The organism is Marinomonas vaga (assembly GCF_055388305.1).
This window is the reverse complement of the sequence record NZ_AP043903.1, coordinates 752,198-776,110: the sequence shown is the minus strand read 5'-3', so window position 1 is coordinate 776,110 and position 23,913 is coordinate 752,198. Positions and strand designations below refer to the sequence as shown.

23 protein-coding genes are annotated in these 23,913 nt (G+C 49.7%); 10 read left to right on the top strand and 13 right to left on the bottom strand.

Going from position 1 to position 23,913, the window contains the following annotated elements:
- Positions 1-70: 70 nt before the first annotated feature.
- Positions 71-2,836, bottom strand: a complete 2,766-nt coding sequence (gene polA / locus ACZ5DR_RS03565; protein ID WP_377365845.1) for a DNA polymerase I — start codon at positions 2,834-2,836, stop codon at positions 71-73.
- Between the two features lie 204 nt (positions 2,837-3,040).
- Between polA and ACZ5DR_RS03560 the strand changes: the two genes are divergently transcribed.
- The 8 genes from ACZ5DR_RS03560 (at position 3,041) to znuB (ending at position 9,008) form a co-directional block, all read left to right on the top strand.
- Positions 3,041-4,003, top strand: coding sequence for a homoserine kinase (locus tag ACZ5DR_RS03560; RefSeq protein ID WP_377365846.1), 963 nt, complete (start codon positions 3,041-3,043; stop codon positions 4,001-4,003).
- Positions 4,004-4,007: 4 nt separating this feature from the next.
- Complete coding sequence (locus ACZ5DR_RS03555) at positions 4,008-4,586, top strand: DUF1007 family protein (RefSeq protein WP_377365847.1); 579 nt, start codon at positions 4,008-4,010, stop codon at positions 4,584-4,586.
- A 28-nt stretch (positions 4,587-4,614) separates the two neighbouring features.
- The gene (locus ACZ5DR_RS03550; protein WP_377365848.1) at positions 4,615-5,247 is read left to right on the top strand and encodes a LysE family translocator; all 633 of its coding nucleotides are present in this window, start codon (positions 4,615-4,617) and stop codon (positions 5,245-5,247) included.
- Between the two features lie 35 nt (positions 5,248-5,282).
- Entirely contained in the window at positions 5,283-5,894 is a 612-nt protein-coding gene (locus tag ACZ5DR_RS03545; protein ID WP_377365849.1) for a MarC family protein, read from the top strand.
- 143 nt (positions 5,895-6,037) lie between these two features.
- Positions 6,038-6,925, top strand: a complete 888-nt coding sequence (locus ACZ5DR_RS03540; RefSeq protein ID WP_377365850.1) for a nickel/cobalt transporter — start codon at positions 6,038-6,040, stop codon at positions 6,923-6,925.
- Positions 6,925-7,416, top strand: a complete 492-nt coding sequence (locus ACZ5DR_RS03535) for a Fur family transcriptional regulator (RefSeq protein WP_377365851.1) — start codon at positions 6,925-6,927, stop codon at positions 7,414-7,416. The genes ACZ5DR_RS03540 and ACZ5DR_RS03535 overlap by 1 nt, the downstream gene beginning before the upstream one ends.
- Complete coding sequence (gene znuC / locus ACZ5DR_RS03530) at positions 7,413-8,192, top strand: zinc ABC transporter ATP-binding protein ZnuC (protein WP_377365852.1); 780 nt, start codon at positions 7,413-7,415, stop codon at positions 8,190-8,192. The genes ACZ5DR_RS03535 and znuC overlap by 4 nt, the downstream gene beginning before the upstream one ends.
- 21 nt (positions 8,193-8,213) lie before the next feature.
- The gene (gene znuB / locus ACZ5DR_RS03525; RefSeq protein ID WP_377365853.1) at positions 8,214-9,008 is read left to right on the top strand and encodes a zinc ABC transporter permease subunit ZnuB; all 795 of its coding nucleotides are present in this window, start codon (positions 8,214-8,216) and stop codon (positions 9,006-9,008) included.
- Positions 9,009-9,073: 65 nt separating this feature from the next.
- On the opposite strand, the gene ACZ5DR_RS03520 is transcribed toward znuB, so the two are convergent.
- The 7 genes from ACZ5DR_RS03520 to ACZ5DR_RS03490 form a co-directional block, all read right to left on the bottom strand.
- Positions 9,074-9,541, bottom strand: coding sequence for a DoxX family protein (locus ACZ5DR_RS03520; RefSeq protein ID WP_377365854.1), 468 nt, complete (start codon positions 9,539-9,541; stop codon positions 9,074-9,076).
- Positions 9,535-10,320, bottom strand: coding sequence for an HvfC/BufC family peptide modification chaperone (locus ACZ5DR_RS03515; RefSeq protein WP_377365855.1), 786 nt, complete (start codon positions 10,318-10,320; stop codon positions 9,535-9,537). The genes ACZ5DR_RS03520 and ACZ5DR_RS03515 overlap by 7 nt, the downstream gene beginning before the upstream one ends.
- A complete protein-coding gene (bufB, locus tag ACZ5DR_RS03510) occupies positions 10,304-11,209 on the bottom strand; it encodes an MNIO family bufferin maturase (RefSeq protein ID WP_377365856.1) in 906 nt (301 codons plus the stop codon). Before bufB ends, ACZ5DR_RS03515 begins: the two co-directional genes overlap by 17 nt.
- 10 nt (positions 11,210-11,219) lie before the next feature.
- Positions 11,220-11,495, bottom strand: coding sequence for a BufA1 family periplasmic bufferin-type metallophore (locus ACZ5DR_RS03505; RefSeq protein WP_377365857.1), 276 nt, complete (start codon positions 11,493-11,495; stop codon positions 11,220-11,222).
- Between the two features lie 137 nt (positions 11,496-11,632).
- The gene (locus ACZ5DR_RS03500) at positions 11,633-11,842 is read right to left on the bottom strand and encodes a zf-HC2 domain-containing protein (RefSeq protein ID WP_377365858.1); all 210 of its coding nucleotides are present in this window, start codon (positions 11,840-11,842) and stop codon (positions 11,633-11,635) included.
- A complete protein-coding gene (locus ACZ5DR_RS03495; RefSeq protein ID WP_377365859.1) occupies positions 11,839-12,465 on the bottom strand; it encodes an RNA polymerase factor sigma-70 in 627 nt (208 codons plus the stop codon). The genes ACZ5DR_RS03500 and ACZ5DR_RS03495 overlap by 4 nt, the downstream gene beginning before the upstream one ends.
- 128 nt (positions 12,466-12,593) lie before the next feature.
- A complete protein-coding gene (locus ACZ5DR_RS03490; RefSeq protein ID WP_464543856.1) occupies positions 12,594-13,151 on the bottom strand; it encodes a gamma carbonic anhydrase family protein in 558 nt (185 codons plus the stop codon).
- A gap of 165 nt (positions 13,152-13,316) precedes the next feature.
- On the opposite strand from ACZ5DR_RS03490, the gene prlC reads away from it, so the two are divergent.
- Together prlC and ACZ5DR_RS03480 are read left to right on the top strand one after the other, a co-directional pair.
- Positions 13,317-15,347, top strand: coding sequence for an oligopeptidase A (gene prlC, locus ACZ5DR_RS03485; protein WP_377365861.1), 2,031 nt, complete (start codon positions 13,317-13,319; stop codon positions 15,345-15,347).
- Positions 15,348-15,357: 10 nt separating this feature from the next.
- On the top strand, positions 15,358-15,618 hold the full coding sequence (locus ACZ5DR_RS03480) for a YheV family putative zinc ribbon protein (RefSeq protein WP_377365862.1): 261 nt from the start codon (positions 15,358-15,360) through the stop codon (positions 15,616-15,618).
- 28 nt (positions 15,619-15,646) lie between these two features.
- On the opposite strand, the gene ACZ5DR_RS03475 is transcribed toward ACZ5DR_RS03480, so the two are convergent.
- The 5 genes from ACZ5DR_RS03475 to ACZ5DR_RS03455 all read right to left on the bottom strand — a co-directional run bounded on the left by ACZ5DR_RS03475 (position 15,647) and on the right by ACZ5DR_RS03455 (position 23,881).
- Complete coding sequence (locus ACZ5DR_RS03475) at positions 15,647-16,183, bottom strand: DUF3750 domain-containing protein (protein ID WP_377365863.1); 537 nt, start codon at positions 16,181-16,183, stop codon at positions 15,647-15,649.
- Between the two features lie 80 nt (positions 16,184-16,263).
- Positions 16,264-16,902: an NAD(P)H-dependent oxidoreductase gene (locus ACZ5DR_RS03470; RefSeq protein WP_377365864.1), complete on the bottom strand. Its 639-nt coding sequence runs from the start codon at positions 16,900-16,902 to the stop codon at positions 16,264-16,266.
- A gap of 136 nt (positions 16,903-17,038) precedes the next feature.
- Positions 17,039-18,964 carry a putative bifunctional diguanylate cyclase/phosphodiesterase gene (locus ACZ5DR_RS03465; protein ID WP_377365865.1) on the bottom strand — a complete coding sequence of 642 codons (1,926 nt, stop codon included), beginning with the start codon at positions 18,962-18,964 and terminating at the stop codon, positions 17,039-17,041.
- Positions 18,965-19,034: 70 nt separating this feature from the next.
- Positions 19,035-22,070 carry an ATP-binding protein gene (locus tag ACZ5DR_RS03460; protein ID WP_377365866.1) on the bottom strand — a complete coding sequence of 1,012 codons (3,036 nt, stop codon included), beginning with the start codon at positions 22,068-22,070 and terminating at the stop codon, positions 19,035-19,037.
- Positions 22,052-23,881, bottom strand: a complete 1,830-nt coding sequence (locus ACZ5DR_RS03455) for a two-component system response regulator (RefSeq protein ID WP_377365867.1) — start codon at positions 23,879-23,881, stop codon at positions 22,052-22,054. The genes ACZ5DR_RS03460 and ACZ5DR_RS03455 overlap by 19 nt, the downstream gene beginning before the upstream one ends.
- Positions 23,882-23,913 lie beyond the last annotated feature (32 nt).

The following is a 23,913-nucleotide window of genomic DNA, read 5'->3' as shown; positions in this document are numbered from 1 at the left end:
TAGTCTCAATCAAATTCAGTGTATAAGGGATCTGACCACTGAGAGTAAGTTCGTTGATAATAGACGAGGCTTAATGCGCCTCGTCCCAGTTGTTCCCAACCCCTGCTTCCACAAGCAATGGTACGTCGATCTCGCTGCTGGTCTGCATGATTTCTACGATTTTAGCTTGCGCGGCATCAAGGTCTTTCTCAGCAACTTCGAAGATCAATTCATCGTGTACTTGCATGATCATGCGTACGTCTAGGTCGGTGTCGGCGAGCCAGTTGTGCATGTTGATCATGGCGCGTTTGATGATGTCGGCGGCGGAGCCTTGCATTGGGGCGTTGATGGCGGTGCGTTCGGCCGCTTGGCGCATCATGGCGTTACGGGCTTTGATCTCAGGTAGGTACAGGCGGCGACCGAAGATGGTTTCCACGTAGCCTTTTTCTTTGGCGCTTTCACGGGTGTTGTCCATGTAGGAGCGCACACCTGGGTAGCGTTCAAAGTAACGTTGTACGTATTTTTGCGCTTCTGGGCGGCCAATGCCGAGCTGTTTCGCGAGACCAAAGGCTGACATGCCGTAGATCAAGCCGAAGTTGATGGCTTTGGCGCGGCGACGTTGCTCTGTTGTCACTTCGTCTGCGGTAGTGTCGAAGACTTCTGCTGCGGTGGCTTTATGCACGTCTAGGTCATTGGCAAAGGCATCCAGTAGCCCCTTGTCTTGGGACAAGTGTGCCATGATGCGCAGTTCGATTTGCGAGTAATCCGCGGCGATGAGCTTGTAGCCTTGTGGTGCAACAAAGGCTTGGCGAATACGACGGCCTTCGGTGGTACGAATCGGGATGTTCTGCAAGTTTGGATCTGTGGACGACAAACGACCTGTGGCGGTCACCGCTTGGTGGTATGAGGTGTGAATGCGCCCAGTCTTTTGCAGCATCTCTGGTAGCTTGTCCGTGTAGGTGGACTTTAGCTTCGACAGACTGCGGTGCTCCATGATCAAGCGTGGCAGCTCGTATTGTTCCGCCAGCTCTTGCAGGATTGGCTCTGCGGTCGAAGGCTGGCCTTTTGGTGTCTTCTTGATAACAGGCAAACCTTGCTTTTCAAACAGGATTTCTTGGAGCTGTTTGGGAGAGCTTAGGTTAAAGGCTTGGCCCGCTTCTTCGTGGGCTTTGATCTCGATTTCTTGCAGCTTGCTGGCAATCTCGGCGCTTTGAGCATGGAGTAGGTCAGGGTCGATCAGGGCACCGGTTTGTTCCATTTTTGCCAAGACTGGCACTAGGGGCAGTTCGATGTCTTTTAGGACTTTGACCAGGTCCCCTTCTTTTTCCAGTTTAGGCATGATGGCTTGGTGCAGGCGCAAGGTAATGTCTACGTCTTCTGCCGCGTAAAACGCTGCTTGCTCAAGTTCAATCTGGTTAAAGGTTTTTTGCTTCGCGCCTTTGCCTGCGATCTCTTCAAAGCTCACTGTGGTGTGGCCGAGGAATTTAGACGCTAGGCTGTCCATGTCGTGACGGGTGGCGGTGGAGTTGAACACGTAAGACTCCAGCATGGTGTCGAATTCGATACCGCGCAGGGTGATGCCGTAGTTGTTCAGTACGTTGGCGTCGTATTTTAGGTGTTGGCCGACTTTCTTTTGGTTGTCGTCTTCAAGCCAAGGCTTCAATTGCTCTAATACCCAATCACGGTCAAGTTGCTCTGGGGCGCCTTCGTAGTCGTGCGCTACTGGGATGTAAGCCGCTTTGCCCACTTCTACTGAAAGTCCCACGCCTACTAGCTCTGCGGCCATGTAGTTGAGGGAAGTGGTTTCCGTGTCGAATGCCACCAGCTCGGCTTCTTGGATCTTTTTCAGCCAAGCGTTGAAGCTGTCTTTATCTAGGACGGTGTCATAGTCCACTTCGATGTTGGCGGCCGGTGCAGGCTCATCTTCATTGTCTACAGTATCATCGGCGGTGCCGTGAACAGGGGCTTTGTCGATGTCGCGTAGCCAGGTTTTGAATTCCAGCTTTTGGAACCATTCACGTAGGGCTTCTTTGTTGATTTCTTCGTTTTTCAACGCATGGGGATCAAAAGGCAGCTCCACATCGCACTTGATGGTGGCAAGGGTGTAGCTCAGCTCTGCCATCTCACGGTGTTCTTCCATCTTTTTCGCCATGGTTTTGGAACCACGGAAGCCCAATGGGGCGATGTCGTCCAGACGCTCGTAAATCTCTTTGATGGAGCCAATGCCTTGCAGCATTGCCAGAGCGGTTTTTTCGCCAACGCCCGGTACACCGGGGATGTTGTCGACCTTGTCGCCCATAAGAGCTAGGTAGTCGATGATCAGCTCAGGGGGGATACCGAATTTGTCGTGTACCCCTTGGATGTCCATCACTGTGTCCGTCATGGTGTTCACTAAGGTGACCTTGTCCGTCACCAGCTGTGCCATGTCTTTATCACCAGTGGAGACGACGACTTCACGGCCTTCACCGCCGATTTGTTTGGCGATGGTGCCGATCACGTCATCGGCTTCCACGCCTTCGATGATGACAAGAGGTAGGCCCATGGCTTCGATCATGCGGTGAATCGGCTCGATCTGAACCCGCAAATCGTCTGGCATAGGCGGACGTTGTGCTTTGTATTCGCTGTAAAGGTCGTCTCGGAAGGTTTTGCCCTTGGCATCAAAGATCACCACGATCGGAGAATTCGGGTAGCGGCCAATCAGGCTACGGATCATGCTGATCACACCGCGGGCCGCGTTAGTGGGCTGGCCGTCGCTAGTGGTTAACGGTGGAATCGCGTGAAAGGCACGGTACAAATACGAAGAACCGTCTACCAGAACCATGGGGGATGTGTTGGTCAGTGAGTCTTGAGCCGACATAGTTTTCCTCTTGGCCGTCCGGTGTCGTGGACGGCTCTGTTCAAAGTCTTCCGCTGTTTGCGGTGAATACGAATGCTAAATTGTCAGTTAGACTAACATAATCGCTGCTTTTTGGCGGTCTTGAATTGACCTTTTTGCTCTGATTGTGGAGCATAAGCGGCTTAATGCGATTACGCTCGATTTTAACAAGTTTAGGTGCATCACTTGGCGGTTTATACAACTCTTACGGACTCTGACATGCGCGGCCTTGTGGCCGATTATTACTTGGGTGAATTGGTGTCTTTTCAGGGCATTTCTGGGGGCGTGGAAAATACCAACTATTTTCTGACCACCACCACTGGAAAATACGTGCTTACCCTGTTTGAAGAGTTTGAGTTTGATGAAGTACCGTACTTCTTAGATGTGGTGGCTCACCTTAAGCATAAAGGCTTTAACGTCCCAGCGGCGCTGATCGACAACCATGGTGAGCGCCTGCGTACAGTAAAAGGTCGTCCTGCAATTATCGTGGATTGCTTTGCCGGCGGTTTGATCGATGGCACCTCGGTGGAAAGCTGTCGTTTGATGGGCAAGGTCTTAGCGCAATTACATACGGCGGGCATGGATTTTCCCGAGCACCGTGAAAGTCATCGCGGTATCGAATGGTGGCGCAACACCTCTAAAGCCATCGCCCCTGAGCTAGAGCCGGAACAAGCCCATTTGCTGTTAGCACAGGTGGCTGAGTTCGATACCTTTATTGCGGATTACGATGATCAGTTGCCAAAGGGCACGATTCACGGTGATTTGTTTTACAACAATACTCTGTTTGAAGGGGACCAGTTGTCCGCCATCATCGACTTCTACAATGCCTGCTATGCATGGTTGATGTATGACCTAGCCATTGTGATTAATGACTGGTGTACGGATTTTGAAACGGGCGAATTGGATATGGATAAGTACCACGCCATGATCAATGCCTATGTCCATGAGCGTGAGCCCAGTGCCGCAGAAATCATGGCATGGCCGCATATGTTGCGCATTGCAGCGTTGCGTTTTTGGTTGTCCCGTTTGGAAGCATGGCACGGTGCGAAGGATGACCCTGAGCGTTTGGCGCAGCAACATGATCCCATGGAATTCCAGCGTATTTTAGAAGCCCGTGTGCGTTTTGCCCCGAGTTTGATGGAGAATTAATCCCATGATAAGACGCCTAATCATGAGCTTGTTGGCCTTGGGAGCGGTTTGGCAATCCACCGCTGTCATGGCGCACCCTCATATTTGGGTGGATTCTTATTATCGGGTGGTGGTGAATCAGCCCACCTTGCAAACCCTCGAAGCCAACTGGGAGTTCGACCTGTTCTCCAGTTTAGACATGTTGATGGCGTTTGATACCAATGCGGATGGGGTGTTTCAAGGTCAAGAAAAGGCGGAAGCTGCGGTGGCCATGACCAACCTTGCCCAATACGGTTATTTCCTGCGTATCCAAGTGGATGGGGAAGAAATCGCGCCAGCACAGGTGTCCATTGTAGATCTGGCTATTTCGGATCAAAAACTACAGGTGAAACTGGGTATTGAGCTGGCTGAGCCGGTGAACATTCAGCAGCAGACCCTGCGCATTGGCTTTGGTGACAAAGAAAATTACTTTGCCATGGTGATCCCAGATGCTGGCTTAATTCAGCTAACGGGTGTGCTGGCAGAAACCTGCACGCCAACACTGGTCGACGCAGAAGAAATTTATATGGAAGGTTGGATCGACCTTCATTGTGATCGTGGCTAGTAGCCGTTCCCATTAAGGAGTCAGCAGCGTGTTAGAGCATTTTCAGTGGTTACCCTTTTTGTTGGCGATTTCTGTGCTGACTATGAGTCCCGGTGTGGATACCTTGTTGGTGCTGCGTAACTCTGCGGTAGCGGGTTGGCGTGTTGGCTTTGTGTGTAGTTTGGGGATTTGTCTGGGCTTGTTTGCCCATGCGACGATTTCAGCTCTGGGCTTGTCGGTGATCCTGCTAGGCTCGGCGACTCTGTTTACCGCTTTTAAGATGGCGGGGGCTTTGTATCTGGCTTATTTAGGGATTCAAGCATTGCGTAGCGCTTGGCGACCAAAAGGTCTGACATTGCATGTACCAGAAGGTCGTAAGGTAACCGCTGGTAGCGCGTTTCGTCAGGGCATCCTATCAAATGTACTGAATCCAAAAACCATCGTGTTTTACATGGCGTTTTTGCCACAGTTTATCGACCCAGCCCATTCGGCTGTGGCGCAATCTCTGTTTATGGCCGCACTGCACTTTATCATAGCGATGGTGTGGCAAACGTTTCTTGCCGTGATGGTTCATCGCGCGCGAGTTTGGCTGGCGCGACCAAAAGTGGCGCAAGTCTTGGACGGCATCACTGGCGTATTGCTGGTGGGCTTTGGCGTTAAATTAGCACTGACACAACGCTGATCGTGTTATGAGGTGCTTGTTGAGTATTCACCTTCATGAGTTTATTGATCTCTACTTGGATTAAGTTCTTTTTCCTTTTCGCACCGTTTTTCGTGTTGTCGATGTTTTTGGCGTTGACCCGTGGCGAAGCGCCACAGGCACGCAAGAGCGTTGCCAACAAAGCGATTATTGCGGCGTTAGCTATTTCCCTAGTGTTGATGTTTTTTGGCAGTGCCTTGTTTGAAGTGTTGGGCATTACCTTGGATTCGTTCCGCATTGGCTCTGGGATTTTGTTGTTTATGTCTGCCATTAGTTTGGTGCGGGACGGGACTCGAAATCATGCGACAGGCATGCCCAACGAGGAACGGGACGATGTCTCTGTGGTGCCCTTGGCGGTACCCACCATCATAGGCCCTGCCACCATAGGTACGATTCTGGTCTATGGTGCTGAGTTTCAGGGCTGGGATCTGGTCATCGGCGTGCTGGGGTTAGTGGGAGCTTTGCTCACCTTGGGCGTGATTTTGTACTCGGGTTCTTTGATCGAAAAATTGTTAGGCCGTACTGGCTTAAACATCTTATCTAAGATTACTGGCTTGATCTTGGCGGCCATGGCGGCACAGATTTTTATGGGTGGCGTGATGGGGTTTTTGCACCCAGTTGCTCCTTAAAGCAATTGCCACGGCTTCTCGTTTTCAAGGGAAGCCGGAATTCACTTCTCTTTACGCCTTTTGAGGGTCAAAGTCCTTCAAGGGGCGTGTCACTTGTTATAACATAACAGCCTAAAATTTATTCAATGGGAGTAGTCGTCCTAATGGGTCGATGGATACTAGTAGCTTTGTTGCTGTTATCGGGTAGTGCTTGGGCGTCTGGCCAAGTGGAAGTGTTCGAAATCAGTCGCTGGATGATGGAGCAACAACGGGATTTTCACCGGGAGTTGGCGCGCTTAGTACAGACGTTGGCCCGTGAAGAAGATCCGTTTTTGATCGGCAGTTTGTTGGTGGCCAGTTTCTTGTATGGGATTTTCCACGCAGCGGGACCGGGCCATGGCAAGGCGGTAATTGCATCCTACATGCTGGCGACCAAAGCCCCTTCGATGAAAGGTATTAAGTTATCTTTTGTTTCGGCCATGATCCAAGGTTTGGTGGCGATTGCTTTGGTGTTTATGTTGTCCCAAGTCTTTACCTTGGCGGGTATTATTACTGAGACGACTCGAGTGCTGGAAATCGCTTCTTATGTGGCCATTGGTCTGATTGGGGTGTGGATGTTGTGGCGTTTGGCCTGGGGCAAGTCAAGCTGTGGCCACGATCACAGCCACGATCACAGCTGCTGTGACCATGATCATGCCCATGAGCATCATCAAGACCAGCAAGTCGCGAAGCGCAGTACTTGGGCCATGGTGTCTGCCATTGGCATTCGACCTTGTTCTGGGGCGGTCTTGGTGCTTTTGTTCGCCACCAGTACCGGCATTATGTTTTGGGGGATGTTAGCGGTAGTCGCTATGTCCCTAGGGACGGCGATCACCGTTTCTATTTTAGCGATTGTCAGTGTGGCATTGCGCGATGCCAGCGTAGGACTGACACCAAGCGTTTGGCGCACACGTATGACCCGTTTACTGGGCATGGTGGCGGCTCTGGCGTTAATTTTTATTAGTGTTGCTATGATTTACAGCGACCTACAAGTAGCAGGACGGGCATTCTAATGACCGAAGACAATCATTCTCACGACCATAGCCACAATCACAATGTGTGCATTGAGCAAGCCTTGGAAACCGCCGAGACGGTTTGTACCCAACAAGGTCAGCGCTTAACTAAGGTGCGCCGTCGAGCCTTGGAGCTGATTTGGCAAAGCCATCGCCCGCTCGGGGCTTATCAATTATTGGCAAAACTTGCGGAAGAAGGTTTTAACTCTGCGCCGCCAACCGTCTACCGAGCGTTAGACTTTTTGTTGGCGGCGGGGCTGATTCACAAGGTGGAGTCTATGAATGCTTACCTTGGTTGTGCCCATGCGGACAAGCCCCACAAAGGCTATTTCCTGATCTGTGATGAGTGCCACAATGTGGCGGAATTCGATTATCAGGACATCCACAGTGCGTTGATCAATAAAGCCAAAGAGCAGGGCTTTCAACTGCGTGCCGAAACCATTGAGCTGACGGGACTGTGTGCAAACTGCCAGCAGGAGAGCGCCCAATGAGTACCTGCTTGGCCGAGCTAAAAGACATCGGCATTCGCTTTGGTGACCGTCAGCTGTTGAGCAATATTAATATGCCTCTGCATCGTGGTGAGATTGTTACCCTGATCGGCCCAAATGGCAGTGGCAAAAGTACCCTGATTCGTACCTTGCTGGGATTACAAACCCCCACCAGTGGCGAAGTGGTGCGACACAGTGAGCTGCGCATCGGCTACATGCCCCAGAAGCTGCATATTGATCCCACTTTGCCCCTGACGGTGAAGCACTTTTTGGGCTTGGTGCGCGGCGTGGATAAGCGTGAGATCCGCCCAACCCTTGAGAAAATCGGGATTCCTCATTTAGAAAACTCCCAAGTACAGGTCTTGTCTGGTGGTGAGACGCAACGCTTGTTGCTGGCTCGCGCCTTGTTAAATCGTCCCAATTTATTGGTGTTGGATGAGCCGGTCCAAGGGGTGGATGTGAATGGTCAGGTGGAGCTGTATAACCTCATTGCCAGTATTCGTGATGAGCTGAATTGCGGCGTTTTGATGATTTCCCATGATTTGCATTTGGTGATGGCGCAAACAGACACTGTGGTATGCATTAATCAGCATGTGTGTTGTTCTGGCTCGCCGCAACATGTGAAAGGCCACCCAGCCTATCAGGCACTGTTTGGTGTGCCCGGGGCGGCAGAATCCATTGCCATTTATGCCCACAGCCATGACCACGTTCATGATGACAGTGGTGAAGTGGTCGAAGAAGGCCATGTGCACAGTGCTAGCTGTCAGCATCACCATTAATCCCAAGTAGAGTAGAAAGAAATGTTAGAACTGTTGATACGGGCTTTGTTAGGCGGTCTTGGGGTCGCAGCAGTGGCCGGTCCTTTGGGAGCGTTTGTGGTGTGGCGCCGCATGGCGTATTTCGGTGACACCTTGGCCCATTCGGCGTTATTAGGGGTTGCTCTTGGCTTCTTGTTAAACATCAATTTGAATTTAGCCATTGTGGTGCTCTGTGTTGGCTTGGCGCTGGTGCTGGTGACGCTACAAAAGAAACACATCATTGCTACGGACACCTTACTGGGGATTTTGGCCCACTCGTCTTTGTCGTTAGGCTTAGTGGCGGTGAGCTTTTTGGACCATGTACGCATTGATTTGATGGCCTATTTGTTTGGTGATTTATTGGCCATCGGGCAAACGGATTTGTATTGGATCTTTGGTGGTGGGGCGCTGGTAATGGCCTTGTTAGTGATTTTTTGGAAGCCCCTTTTAGCGGTGACGGTCAATGAAGAGCTGGCGAAGGTAGAAGGCTACCCAGTAGAAACCATTCGCCTGTTGCTGATGCTATTGGTGGCTTTGGTAATTGCTGTGGCGATGAAGATCGTCGGTGTGCTCTTGATTACCTCGTTAATGATTATTCCTGCTGCGACGGCTCGCCGCTTGTCTAACACGCCCGTGCAGATGGCGACCATGGCGGGGGTATTAGGCTGCTTGTCCGTGTGTGGCGGCTTGTGGGCTTCTTACCATTGGGATACGCCAACGGGCCCAAGTGTGGTGGTGTGTGCGGCTTTCCTATTCTTAGTGGCGTATACCTTGCCGTTCATGAAGGCGCGCAGTTAATGCTGGATCCTTCCTAGGTGAAGACGATTTTAAAAGGGCCTGCTCTAAAAAGCAGGCCCTTTTTGTTAGTGGTGACGCCAACCTTCCAAAGACAGTTTGCCCGGCCCCCGTTGCATGATGAAGAGCGCTATAGCGGCCCAAGAAGCATGGAGTACGTAGGCTTCTGGGTAGACAAATGTTTGAATCACCAAGGTCATCAGCATTAGGCCAAAGGCGCTTAGACGTGTCCCTACACCTAACAGCAACATGATCGGTAAAAGATGCTCCGCTGTGGTGGCGAGATAGGTTGCCCAAGTGGCCGGAATCAGCGGTAGGGCGTACTCGTATTCAAATAAAAAGAAGCTGGTGTCTTTGATGCTCGGCCAGCCAAATTCGAAGGTTCCGGTCAAAGGGTTTAGGGCGAATCCTTCTATCTTGGTTTGCCCTGAGAGCCAAAAGACCGCCGCCAAAGCAAAGCGCGCTAGTAATAACACCAAGGATTCAGGAATGTGGCGAAAAACTTGTTCCGGTAGTTTGTTTATAAGGCTCAGCATAAAGGCTCCTTGGATTCTTTAATGGCCGTGAACATCTGCCATGTCATCAGCTTTGCTAGGGTTTGGCCGAGATCAAAATCTTCCTGTGAGGGCAAAGCTCGGCTCAAGCTGGGGTGAGTCTGTAGGGCTTCCACAAAGGCAAATTCGGCTTCAGTGAGTACATAGACCTGACCGTATAGGCCACGCTTGGTGAACAATAAGCACTCAGCTTGGTGAATATCGATCTGTTCTAACGTAGGGAGCACTTGATATTTATTCGTTTGGTGGGCGAGAAACAGAGAGCCCACCCTATACCCTGTGCGCAGCAGGGTGCACAGGGGGCTGAGATGTAACTCAAGTCGCTCTGGGTGTTGCACCTGACTCAAGCTTTGTTGTGCGGCTTCCAAGCTCAATGTGGCCGGCTCGGCGGCATGAGTCAGCTGAAGTAATCGGTATTCTAGGTCGCACAGCTCGGCTAAGTAGGGTAAGGACTGAGCGGGAAAGAAGTGTGTGACAAACTCGCTAAACTCATCCCCATAACAGGTTAACACTGGGGATTTAGGCGGGTGGCGTTCCACAAATTGCCGCCCCATGGCGTTAAAGAAATCCTCGCCGACCACTTGTTTGCAGACAGGGAAAATGTCTCCAAGGGCGGTCATGAGGGACACAAACACATTGTTGCGGTAGATGTTTAAACGTTGATTGCGCTCGGAGTTATCTTGTCCCTGAATGTCCTCTAGGAGCCTGTTCCGCTGTTCTGGGTTGGGGGCAAACAAGGCTTGGCTAAATTGCTTTTGCATGGGGAGCCTCCATGACTAACCGGCGAATCTGGTTGGCTTGTTCCGCTTCCTGTAATAGGACGTCTAAAGCAGGGAAGTTTCCGTCTCGTTCGATTAAAGTGGGGCAATCGCCAATCTGTTGCAGCACATACTGATACAGGTGCCAGACTTCTGCCGCGACCGGTTGGTCATGGGAGTCGATTTTTAGCTGGGTAGCGTCTGCCACATCTAGACTATGGCCTGCTAAATGGATCTGCTTTACTGCGTTTAACGGAAAGTGTGCCAAGTAGTCCAGTGGGGAACGACCATGGTTAAAGCAGGATACTTCTACATTGTTCACATCTAAGAGCAAACCACAGCCAGTGCGTTGTACCAGCTCGGCGATAAAGTCTTGTTCTGGCATCACACTGGAACAAAACTCGAAATAAGTAGACGGGTTTTCGATCAGCATTGGGCGTTTGAGCCGCTCTTGTACTTGATGAACGTGTTCGCATAGGGCCGTTAGGCGGACTTCTGAGTAAGGCACAGGGAGCAGGTCATTGTAGAAGCTCTGCCCGTGGGTCGACCAAGCCAGATGTTCAGAAAAGACCGCCGGCTCGATGCGCTCTACCAGTTGCGCCACACGCTCTAAATGATCAAGGTTGAGGGGCTCGTTCCCGCCCAAAGATAACCCCACGCCGTGAATACTCACCTCATACAGGGCACGAATTTTGTCCAGATAATAGGGCGCAGGGCCGCCAGCGCTGAGGTAGTTTTCCGCGTGGATTTCAAAGAACCCAATGTTAGGGCGCTCCGCTAAGATCTGCTCATAGTAAGCGGGTTTAAGGCTGATGCCAGTACGTTGGGAAAAGCCCGAGGGTAGTGGGCTACCCTCGGTATGCATCCCACGTTGGGTGCTTGTTATGGTCATGGGGGAACCCTTAGAAGGCTTCCAGTTTGCCGTGACCGCTTGGGGATTTCGGTGAAGGCATGTCCATGCAAGTACCTGCTGGTACCAGTTTCCATGCGTTACCTTGGTAATCCATAGTGGAAGTGCCAGCACAAGAGGTGCCTGGGCCCGCCGCACAATCGTTTTGGCCCGCTAGGGCAACACCGTAGCATTTTTCTTTACTGGCAGCCTGAGCTGGCATCGAAACCGCAGACAGAGCCACCGCAGTACCAAGTGCTAGAGCAAGAGAAGCGTTTTTAGTAGACATGATCTGGATCCTCCAAAGGAAACGTTTTTGTTAGTTACCTTCGTTTGACGGGGGAGGGGTTGGCTTCTTACAGGGGCGGTGAAAAAAACTGAATATTTTTTCACCGCCCGCCAGATTAGGGGGATTTTGAGAGGTATTTAACGGTCTTTTGGAGTCTGATCTTCACTGTCTCCAGTTTGACTCACATAGCGTTGGCTCACATCCCGTAAGATCAGCATATGTTTGCCAAACTGACGACAAGCGGGACACATGGCCGTATGAATGCCCAGATTAACCTTTTCTTTTTTCGACAATGGTCGGTCGAGTTTTTCGGACAGTAATTGTGTGGCTTCGATGCAGCGAATCATGTTGTTGTCTCCTCTTGAAACCAGTTGTTCTCAAGGCATTCACGTAAGCGCAGGCGCGCTCTGAATAACGTAGTGTTTAAGTTGCTGACGCTTATGTCTTCGTTGTCACAGATCTCATTGGTGTCCAACTCGAGGAATTCTCGCATCATAAAAAAGCGACTGTATTTTGCCGGCAGAGCATCGAGGCAGGCATCGAAGATGCGCCAGAAATGCTGACTTTCAATGCCATGGTCTGGCTCATCCCACTTTTGTGGGCGTTCGTGCTTTTGCCAATGTCCATTATCGGTAAACAACTCTTCGAGAAGGGCTTCACCATTACTGTTACGGCCTTCTTCTAGAGAGCTGGCATTGGTATAGCGCTTCTCCTTGCGCAAAATATCAATCAGCTTGTTTTTTAAAATGGCGAACACCCACGTCTTTAGAGCTGCTTGTCGGTTAAAGCGTTCAATATTTTGATAGGCGGAGAGCATGGCGTCTTGCACTGCATCTTCAGCGATGGCTTCGTTACGTACTTGTAACAGGGCAAATTTAAACATTTGCTGGCGCAGACCTTCCATAAAGACGGTGTCCTGGAAGATGTATCCGTTGCTGGGTTCGGTGGAGCGAGATAGGGCTTGTGTCATGTTAAATCTCGGCTTGTCGTAAACGTTAATTAGCAATGTAGCCAACTAGACGTCTCAAGCCGAGTATTTATTACACTTTGCGGCAGAAAAAATTTAAAAAAAGTTAAGCGCCTTAAAGTTATCGAATATTACTCGCTTGGTGACGAGGTGTTCGCTGCTTCAGCTAGGTACTCGTCTTTTAGCTTCACGTAATTTAAGCCAGCGTATTGGAAGTATTCGATTTCTTTTTCGCTTAAAGGACGTGCTTGTTTTACGGGAGAGCCCATGTACAGATAGCCGGACTCCAAGCGCTTACCCGGAGGCACTAACGAGCCTGCACCTATGATGACTTCGTCTTCGATCACGGCACCGTCTAGGATGGTGGTGCCCATTCCCACTAACACTTTATTACCAATGGTGCAGCCGTGGAGCATGGCCATGTGCCCGACGGTCACATCGTCGCCAATGTGAAGTGGGTGGCCCTCTGGCTTATAACTGCTGGCATGGGTAATGTGTAAGCAGGAATTGTCTTGAATGCTGGTGCGTTGGCCAATACGAATGCGGTGCATGTCACCACGAATGGCTACCAAAGGCCAAACTGAGCTGTCGTCACCTATTTCAATGTCGCCAATCAGGACTGCACTGTCGTCAACCCAGACCCGTTGCCCCAGTTTTGGCGTGTGACCGCGAAACGTTTTCATAACCATTTTGACTCGACCTTAGCACTCAAGGTGCAGCATTAATGAAAGCTATGGAAGTGATCGACGCAACACCATTGAAAAAGCGCCAAGACCACATATCTTATATGTCAGTACTAAAATTTTTGACGAGGTGCTAGAGCATCTCGCTGACGCAAAAAAGGATAACACGATATGACACAATCCGTATGGGATGCCACAAGCTTGCCTGAGTTTTCCAAGGTTGAACCGGCTAACATCGCCAAAGACCTTGAAGCTCTATTAGAAAAGAACCGTGCAGACATCGAAGCGGTAGTGGCGAAAAATAGCGCCCCGACGTGGGCTAGCCTAGTGACGCCATTGGATGAGATTCATGACCGTCTAGGACACTTCTGGTCACCCGTGAGTCATTTGAACTCAGTACAAAATACCCCTGAGATTCGTGAAGCCTACAATGCGTGTTTGCCAAAATTGAGCGAGTATTACACGGAGCTGGGACAAAATAAGGCGCTCTATGAAGCCTACAAAGCCCTAGCGGAAAGTGAAGAAGCCAAAACCTTAACCCCAGCGCAAACGGAAGCACTAACGCAAACGATCCGCGACTTTGAATTATCCGGTGTGGGTCTAGAAGGTGATGCTAAAAAACGCTATGGGGAGATCAGCTCACGCTTGTCTGAGTTAAGCAGTCAGTTTGGTGAAAACGTACTGGATGCTACCCGCGCTTGGAGCAAGTTAATTACCGATGAAAGTGAACTGGAAGGTCTGCCAGAATCCGCCTTGGCCCAAGCGAAGCAAATGGCAGAAGCGAAAGAGCAGGAAGGTTGGTTATTTACCTTGGACATTCCGTCCTACCTGCCGGTGTTAAGTTACGCGGACAACCAAGCCCTGCGAGAAGAAATGTACACGGCCTACGCCACCCGTGCGTCAGAGCAAAGCAATGAGGGTAAGTTTGATAATGCGCCATTGATTGATGAGATTCTCGCGTTACGCCATGAAATGGCAAAGATCTTAGGCTTTGATAACTACGCTGAGTTGTCAGTCGCCACGAAAATGGCTGAAAACGGCCAGCAGGTTATCGACTTTTTGAATGACCTAGCGGTGAAATCTAAACCGTCTGCTGAAGCGGATCTTGCGGATCTAAAAGCCTTCGCCAAAGCGGAGCATGGTGTAGAGGAATTGAACTCTTGGGACGTGGGCTACTACGCGGAAAAACTGCGTGAGAAGAAATACGCTATTTCTCAAGAAGTGCTGCGCCCTTACTTTCCGATCAACAAGGTGACCTCTGGTTTGTTCTACACAGCGCAAACCCTGTTTGGTGTGGACATTCGTGAAGAGTCTGACTTTGACACTTACCACAAAGACGTGAAGCTGTTTACCATCTCTAAAGATGGGGAAGACATTGCGCGCTTCTTCCTAGACCCTTATGCCCGTGAAGGTAAACGTGGTGGTGCTTGGATGGATGAGTGTCGCGTGCGCCGCCGTTTAGACGATGGTCGTTTGCAGCTACCAGTTGCCTACCTAGTGTGTAACTTCACGCCACCGATTGGTGATAAGCCTGCGCTGCTTACCCACGATGAAGTGACCACCTTGTTCCACGAGTTTGGCCATGGTCTGCACCACATGCTGACTCAAGTGGAAGTGTCTTCCGTATCTGGTATCAATGGTGTGGCGTGGGACGCCGTAGAGTTGCCAAGTCAGTTTATGGAAAACTGGTGCTGGCAGCCAGAAGCCCTAGCACACATTGCAGGACACCATGAAACGGGTGAGCCACTGCCTCAGGATCTGTTGGATAAAATGCTGGCTGCGATGAACTTCCAGTCGGGCATGCAGATGGTGCGCCAGCTTGAGTTCTCCTTGTTTGATTTCCGTTTGCACCGTGAATACCAGACGGGCATCAAGGCGCAGGAGATCTTAGACGATGTGCGTAGCCAAGTGGCGGTGACCATTCCGCCAGCGTTTAACCGTTTCCAAAACAGCTTCTCGCACATTTTTGCTGGGGGCTACGCGGCGGGTTACTACAGCTACAAATGGGCGGAAGTATTATCTGCGGATGCGTTTTCTAAATTTGAAGAAGATGGCATCTTCAACACTGAAACCGGTGCTCACTTCCGTGATACCATATTGGCAAATGGTGGTTCACGCCCCGCTGCGGAATTGTTTGAAGCGTTCCGTGGTCGTGAGCCAAGTGTCGATGCGCTGCTACGCCACAGTGGTATTGCAGCTTAAGAGGTAGGTGATGACGACCAAACGTTTTATTGCGGGGGCCGTGTGCCCTCGCTGTAATGAGATGGATAAGATTCGCGCATGGCGTGATGATGAGGCAGAAAAGCAGTTTCGTGAGTGTGTGTCTTGTGGCTATACCGATGAGCAATCCACCGTGGTGCAAGCTCAGCCCCAAGAAATCCCCACTCGTGTGAACCAGCCTCATTCTGCTGCGCCAGAAGTGGAATCTGTGGTAATTAACTTTATCCCAAACCCAGGCGACACCAAGCATTAAGCTTGGTGTTTTGCCTCCTTCCTAGTGCCTAGTCAGCGTAACCGCTGCCGATGGCGCGAAACGGCATATCTAGCTCTAGTTCAGGTACTTGCAAACCAACCCAAGCGGGGAAGGTGTTGCTGTTTGGTCCCGGAAAGACTGTGTACTCATCGGCCCATGGGTAATGGGCGATGGCGTCTTCGATCTTTGGAATGATTTGAGCCGCACGTTCACCGGTAATGGATTGAATCTTTTCCGGACGCGCTCCAAACCAGTATCGATCCGGTGTGGCGGTAGTATAAGAGTAGAGCGCTGGTTGCCCCCGTTCGACACGCCAGCCAACCACTTCATGAACCTTGTACTCAGACGCACCAGCTTCTTTGGTGGCGATCCATGTGTGAATGGCGAACCAGCCGCGCCAGCTAAAGGCGTCCGCACCATAGACTTCTACCACGGCTTCAGGCTCTTGCGCAGGATTTGGAGCTATGCCCGCTGGCTCACGGCTGGCGGTACGCCAATCTGAATTAGAAGAGCAGGCACTGAGCAGAGCGGCCAGTGCAGTGAGTGGAAGCAGTCGTTTCATCATGGTGTGATCCTTTTTGTCAGTCATTAACCCCTAGACAAGCAGGGGCTCAAAAAGAGCCCCTGTTATCGTTTGTTACGCGATTAATCCACGTTTCGGATGAAGTCTTCTTTGGCGCGGCGAACTTTCTTCAGGTTCACTAGCCAGTCGCCTTCCTCTGCTCGATAACCCAAAGGTAGGATGATCACGGAGCGTAGGCCTTGCTCTTTTAGGCCAAGGATCTGGTCAACTTTCTCCGGATCAAAGCCTTCCATTGGTGTGCTGTCGACGCCTTCTTCAGCGGCTGCAATCAGAGCAGAGCCTAAGCCGATGTAAGCTTGGCGTGCCGCATGGGCGTAGTTCACTTCAGGGTCACGTGGAGGGTAAGTGTTAAGGATCATTTTGCGGTAAGCTTCCCAGCCTTCGTTGGTGAAGCCGCGCTCATCATTCACTAAGTCGAACATCATGTTGATGCGATCTTCGGTGTAGTTGTCCCAAGCAGCGAAAACCAGTAGGTGAGAGCCGTCTAGGATTTGCTGCTGGTTCCAAGCGTGGGGCATGATTTGCTCGCGGATGTCTTTGTTGGTGACCACAAACACTTCGTAAGGTTGTAGGCCACTAGAGCTAGCAGATAGTCGGATGGCTTCAAGAATGCGGTCAACCTTTTCTTGTGGAACAGATTTGTTGGCATCCATTTTTTTGGCGGCATAGCGCCAGTTCAGTAGATCGATAGTATTAGACATAACAAAACTCGTAATTTGTGGATAGATACCCACTAAATTAAGTCATTTTCGTCGAACTTCAAGGCAACCTTTGGGGATGAATTGCGTAAACTGATCTGCTTCTTTGTTATATCTCTAGGGCAAGTTAGGACTATCTTTAACTTGCCTGAATGTTGAGATGCTCCACCATTTCTTCTTCTGTCACCGGGTGAAGGAAGAGATAGCCCTGCAAATAATCGATGCCCATGTCCGTGAGGATTTGTTTTTGTTCCTCGGTCTCAACCCCTTCGGCCACTACTTGATAGCCAAAAGAGGAGGCAATTTGAGATACCGCTTCGACGATGGCGCGACCTCCTTGATCCATAGTCCAGATAAAGGTTCGATCGATTTTAACCAGATCCACGTCGAATTCTTGCATCACAGATAAAGAGGAGTACCCGGTGCCAAAGTCATCAATGGAGACCTCAATGCCCACTTTTTTGAGGCGAGAGATGTTCTCAATGAGTCGGTGTTTGTCGTGGGCAAATAGAGACTCTGTGATTTCTAAGTGCAAGTTTTCAGGTCTGAAACCTGTCCGCTCTAGGGTGGCTTTCACATCCTCTGGAAAGTTTTCATCCAGTAATTGTTGGATGGAAACGTTAACGCAGACAGACAAATCCGGTACCAGTTGTTGCAAACGTTTGCCTGCCATACAGGCTTCACCGAGCACCCAAAGGCCAATGGGTTTAATAAAACCGTACTGTTCGGCAATGTTAATGAATTCATCCGGTGGGATGTATTCATTATCTAGACGCCAGCGCAATAGGGCTTCCACGGCGGCGATGCGGTTGGTCTTGGCTTCCAGAATCGGTTGAAAAACGAGAAACAGTTCGTGGCGATGGATGGCGTTTTCAAGATGATCACGCAGGCGGATTTCCCGCAGTAATTGCTCCCGTAGGGATTCATCAAAGATGCCAACGCCACCTTTTTGGGCGCGCTTTTGATGGTACATGGCCATGTCTGCGCGCTGTATCAGGCGTTCGTGATCATTGCCATGGGCTGGGTAATACGATACCCCTATGGTGGCACCAATGGAGAGTTTAGAACCATCCATTAGATAGGGTTCGGAAATGGTTTCTATGAGCTTTTGGGCATTTTCGATCACTTGATCGTTTTGTTCCAGTGCTAACAGAAACTCATCACCGCCCCAGCGGCAGACTAGGTCGCTCGCATGGCTGCTCTGAAGAATACGTTTACCAGCTTCTCGAATCACATGATCTCCGATTTCATGACCGAGGGAGTCATTAATGGTTTTAAAACCATCTAAATCGATAAACAGGATTGCTTGCTTAATGTTGGGTTGGGTCAGCAATCGGTAATCCAGTTTTTCCACAAAGGCTTTACGGTTGTATAAGCCTGTCAGGGGATCAGAGTTGGAGAGAGAATAAATTTCTTTTGTCCGCTTAACGACCTCATGCTCCATATGAGCCAGTAAGTGATCGTTTTGATGCTTGAGGTGGATGGCCTTAGCCGTGAAACGGGCAGACTTATTAGCACTTAGAAGCATGATAATAGCGAACGTCAAAGCAAGTAGGCCGAGGGTGTTGTAAAACGGCTCATCGGCGAGAATTAAGGCGATGGTGAACGGAATGGTCAAAATGCTCGAATACAAAATCGATATTGTGCGGGAGCCAGAGAGTAGATTGGCTGCGCCCCCAGCGAAGGCAGAGAGGATGATACTGAACACAGCGACTTCGGGCACAGAGGCATGGGGAATCATATACAGGGCGTAACTCGCCCAAAACACGGCGGTTAATAGGATGCCAATGGTAAATCGGGCAAACGCTCGACCATATTCAAAGTCACTGGTTGAATGACGCACACGGCGGTAGTAGTACAACATGTCGATACCGCGCAACGCTAAGAGTGCACACATGCCCATCCACCAGCCAAACTGTAGTGTTCCTAAGCTCCCGCCATGGGGAAAGGCAAACACGAAAATGGTGGCGGCCAGAAAGGTACTCGCCAACCCCGTATTCATGTTGTAGTAGAGTAAGTCTACCGCGTCTTTTTGCTCAATATGTGAGAAATCTTTTGGTGGCATCGGGCGTCTTTAATCCATGTGAGAGCGACTTAGTACGGGTACCAAATGAAAAATAGAATTCTAATTCTAGTCAGTATAGGTCAACAGCCAAGGCTGCGTCGAAGTCGTAATGCTCTAAGCTTTGTTTAATTATATCTAACTTATTGGCAGCTATAGAGGTTTCTTGAAGTTTGTGGAGATAAAATAAGGCTTCATCTGCATCCCCTAGCTGGCAAGCATGGGTAAATCTGTCTACCAAGGCTTGCTCTTCGCTAGCAGTGATTTCAGTCATGGGGGGAAGACGATCGTCTTGGGTTCTGGACGGAAGTTCTTTAGTAGGGGGGGGAGACGCCAAGGTCATATTGAAGACTTTCTTAATCGCTCGGCATAATTGCTCTAGCTCCACTGGCTTTGGAACAAAATCAGAGAAGCCATTTTTTAGGTAGTAACGTTTTTCATGTTCAAAGCTGGAGGCGGTGACTGCCACCACTGGAATGTTAGCCAAGTGCTGTTGAGAGCGGATGTGATGAATGAGTGTTAAACCGTCCATATTTGGCATACGAATATCACTGAATACCATGTGAACAACGTCTGTCTTTTCTAATATGGCTAGGGCTTGTTCCCCATCCTCCGCCACAAGGGTATTAAAACCAATACGCCCCAAGATGTTCTTTAACAGGTCTCGGCTGAGTTCGTCGTCTTCAATGATTAAGGCAACTTTAGGTTCTTCTTCTGCTAAGCGCCAATTTTGGTTCCGCTGCGGTAGGCTGCCTTCCTTCTCTACTGTTAATTCCATTGGGATTTGGATCGTTACCGTGGTGCCTTGTCCTACCACACTGCTCAGATTAAAGCTGCCGCCCATGGCAGTCGCCAGTCTGCGTGATAAAACCAAGCCAAGCCCTGTACCACCGTTAATATTGCCACTGGTTCCTTGGCTAAAGGGTTGAAACAAGGTGTCCAGTTCATCTTGACTGATGCCTGGCCCAGTATCTGTCACTGTGGCAAGCAATTGGCCATTTTTGTATTCCACTTTGAACAGGACACTACCGGACTCGGTGAACTTGATGGCGTTATCAATGGCGTTAAGTAAGATCTGACCTAGTTTCGTGCGGTCCACTGTCACATGGTCTTGTTTGCTGAGTTTAATATCTTCTTTAAAAGCGAGGTCTTTGCTCTGGGCCCGTTGACGGTGAATAGCGAGTAGCTCTTCTAGTTCCTGGCGTAGAGAGACTTTTTCAGGGTTGAATTGCAGCTTACCTGCTTCAATTTTAGAGAGGTCAAGGATGTCGTTGATCAATCCCAGTAGACGGCGACCTGCTAGATGTACACGATTGATTTGACGGGATTCTTCTTCATTTAGGTGCTCACTTTGGGTGAGTATTTGTGAGTATCCTAAGATGGCATTTAATGGCGTGCGAATCTCATGGCTCATGTTTGCTAGGAATACTGTTTTACTTGTGTTCGCCTGATCCGCAAGGTGTTTGGCCTCTTGAAGCTCCTGTTGCAGCAGATATTGGTCGGTCATGTCTCGGGCAACCGAAAGTATGCCAATAACCTGACCTTGGTCGTCAATAAAGGGCACCCGCAAAATACTAAAATAAGTTTGGGCTGCATCTGTCGGAGACAGCCAGCTTTCAAAGTGGCAAGAATGTTTAAATTTGATCAGGGTGTCCTGCTGTTTTTGCCACGTTTCGAGTTGCTCTGGAGACAGGGTGTCAGAAACGCTTTGGTCACCAAAGTACCGGCGATAGGCTTTATTAGATATCTGATCTTGGGGCTCAAATAAGTCTAAAAATATCAGATCTGGAATGGCGTCAAAGAGCAATGCGATCAGCTTATCGGTGCGGCCTTTTTCTGCTTCGACCTGTTTACGATAAGAGATGTTTTCGAGTGTTCCTGCCAGATAGGGCTTACCAAAATCATTAATCGCACTGCCTTTTAACGCCAGCCAACAGGTGGTTTGGGTGTTTATACGAAACTCAATGTTGATCAAGCCATCTGCCGATAAACGGGCGTTGCGAAAGGCATTATAAACACGCTCCTGATCCTCAAGGGTGATCATTTCAATGAGTTCGTTTAAGGTCGTTGGCGCTGTTTTGCGTTCTGGGAGAATGTGGGTAAACCCTTCCGGTACATCGAGTCGAGCTGACTCCCGAGGCATCTTCCATTCCACCGCATTGATGGCGGCCAAGGCCGTTTCGAATCGTAGTTTATGTTGGCGTAAGGTAGAACGACTATGAATCCCGTAGGCAATCAAGCCAAGCAGAACTAAGATGACCACGATTAACCAGGCCACATAGGTCCAGTTTACCGTTTCGTAGGAGAAAAAGTCTGTGTTCTCCAGATACCAGCTTTCTGCAATCTGATAGCGTTGTTCCGGGGAAAGGGAGTTGATCCAGCGATTAAAGATCTCTACTAGCTCAGGCCAGTCTTTACGTACAGCGAATGCTAGGTAGGTTTCTACGTCGAGTTGTCCCCGTAGATGTAGGCCTGATTTTCCTAAAGCTGATAGCTGAAACTGCCCCAGTGCATAGGTTGAAACGAGGTAATTGAACTCTTTGTTCTCTAAGGCCTCAAGTCCCTCTTGAATGTTGTCCACTTCTACGAAGCTCACATCTGGGTAGCGCTCGTACAGTTCCCAAGTATAGCCGTAACCCTTAATTAGGCCGATCTTGGCATCACTCAGTTCGTTTATATCTGAAATGGGGACACCTACGGTGTTTGAAATCAGTACCAGATTGTTGGTGATATAGGACTTGGTAAACGTGTGGGTAGCGTAAAGGGTTGCACTGCCCAATACGTCAGAGATCACATCAGCATTGCCTTCTGAGGCCACATCTAAGCTTTCTTGCCAGGTGGCTGTCGGACGAAAAGCGATATTGATGCCAGTGTCTTGGGTAAACTTCTTTAAGAAGGAGGACACAATCCCTATGTATTGGCCGTCTTCGGTAAATGCTTCAAAAGGTAGCCAATTTGGGTCCCCCACAAAAATTATGTAGGGGTGATCGTCGATCCAAGCTTGTTCTTTAGGGGTGATTTGAAATGTTTTGCCTTGCGCACCCATGGATGTGAGTGCGAGCAATAAACCCGTGATTAAAAGAGAAAGTGTTAATCGGCATCGATGCATTCTTGAGTCCCAAGCAAGCACCTTTGAACGTTTTCCACGGTCATTTCTTCTGGTTTATGGAAATAATAGCCTTGGCCCCACTCGATGCCCATTTTGGTAAAGCGGGTGGCGAGAGCCTCGTTTTCCACAAACTCAGCAACACAGGGTTTCTTGAGTTTTTGAGCCACATCTTGGATAGACTGAACCATGGCCATGCTGGATTCGGAGTGTTCTACCTCTCTGGCAAACATGCCATCGATCTTAATGTAGTCAAAGGGGAACTCGCGCAGATAGCTGAAGCTCGAATAGCCGCTACCAAAGTCGTCTATGGCGATGCTACAGCCTAGCTCTTTTAGCTGTTGGAGGATGTTCGAGGTTTGGCTCACATGAATGATCTGTTCTGTCTCTGTCACCTCAAAGCAAATCTTCCGCGGATCTACTCGGTATTTAGATAGCACATCGCACACATAATCCACCAAATACTTATCTCGTAAAGTGGAAGGGGACAAGTTTAGGGACACATTATCGATGCGCTGGTAGAGGCTTGGGTTGTCAAATAAGAACTCCGCCACCTTGCGGATCATCCAACGGTCAATGTCAGCAATGAGTTGGTATCGCTCTGCGGCGTATAAAAAGGTGTCTGGAAACAGTAAGGTGCCTTGATCTGGTGCGTATAAACGAACTAAGGCTTCCAAACGCATGCCACTTTGTTTGGCACTTAAAGGATGAATCTGTTGGAAGAAGACGCGGAAATGGTCATGCTTGATACCATCGATCAAGCGTAATGCCCAGTTTTGTCGGCTGTCCTTTTTATTACAGTCGCTGACTAAATCACTGAGATAGCGAACACAGCGCCCGCCAGAGCGTTTAGCACTGTACATGACATCGTCCGCCAACATCAGTATCTGATCAAAGGAGGTGACGCTTTCATCAATCTTAACCACAGCAATAGTGGTGCCCACGTCAAAGCTGCGATCATCCCAAATGAACGTAAACCGTTCGAACTCGTTAAACAGTTGGTTGGCGAGAGAGGTGATGGCTTGCAGATCTTGGGTTGGGTACACCACCGCAAAGCTGTCGCCACTTAAACGTGCCACAAAAGCTTTATGGCCCAAAATAGTCGAGATCAGCTCGGCTGCTTCGCTGAGTAACTCATCACCTGCAATCAGACCGCAGCTCTCGTTCACAACTCGAAAACGGGACAAATCGATGGAAAGGTAATAAGAAGGGGTAAAAGATTCTGGGGGCTGACTGATGATATCAACCACATAAGATTCCAGTGCTGTGCGATTATAAGTGCGACTGACAAAATCGTGCTCAGCAAGATACTTTAAGCGATCCTGCATGTAGCGTCGTTCGTTAATTTCTTCACGCAATTGTTTGTTCGCCGTTACCAGCTCAGACGTACGCAGGCGAACACGTTCTTCTAACTCGGAATTTAAACTACGTAGTTGCTGTAGTAGTAAGTAGCGTTCTTTATGATGCTGAACACGGGCTGAGACTTCATCAGCATTGATCGGTTTAGTGATGTAGTCGTTGCCGCCGACAGAGAAGCCTTGGCTGATGTCATCGGTGCGGCCAGTGACGAAGATAATAGGGGTATCGGCAAAGCGTTCGTCTTTACGAAGCAAACGACATAGATCGAAGCCACTGATGCCCGGCATCATGACGTCGAGTAGAATAAGGTCTGGTGTGAGTTGCTCTAAAATAGTTAATGCGCGCTCCCCGGAGGTCGCAACGGACACCTTACATTCAAGGGGGGAGATCACCTTGCGTAGGATATCAATATTGTCGGGTACATCATCAACGATTAGAACCGTGAAAGCCTTCATCTTTACCCCTACTTACTTTCCATGCTTTTAGA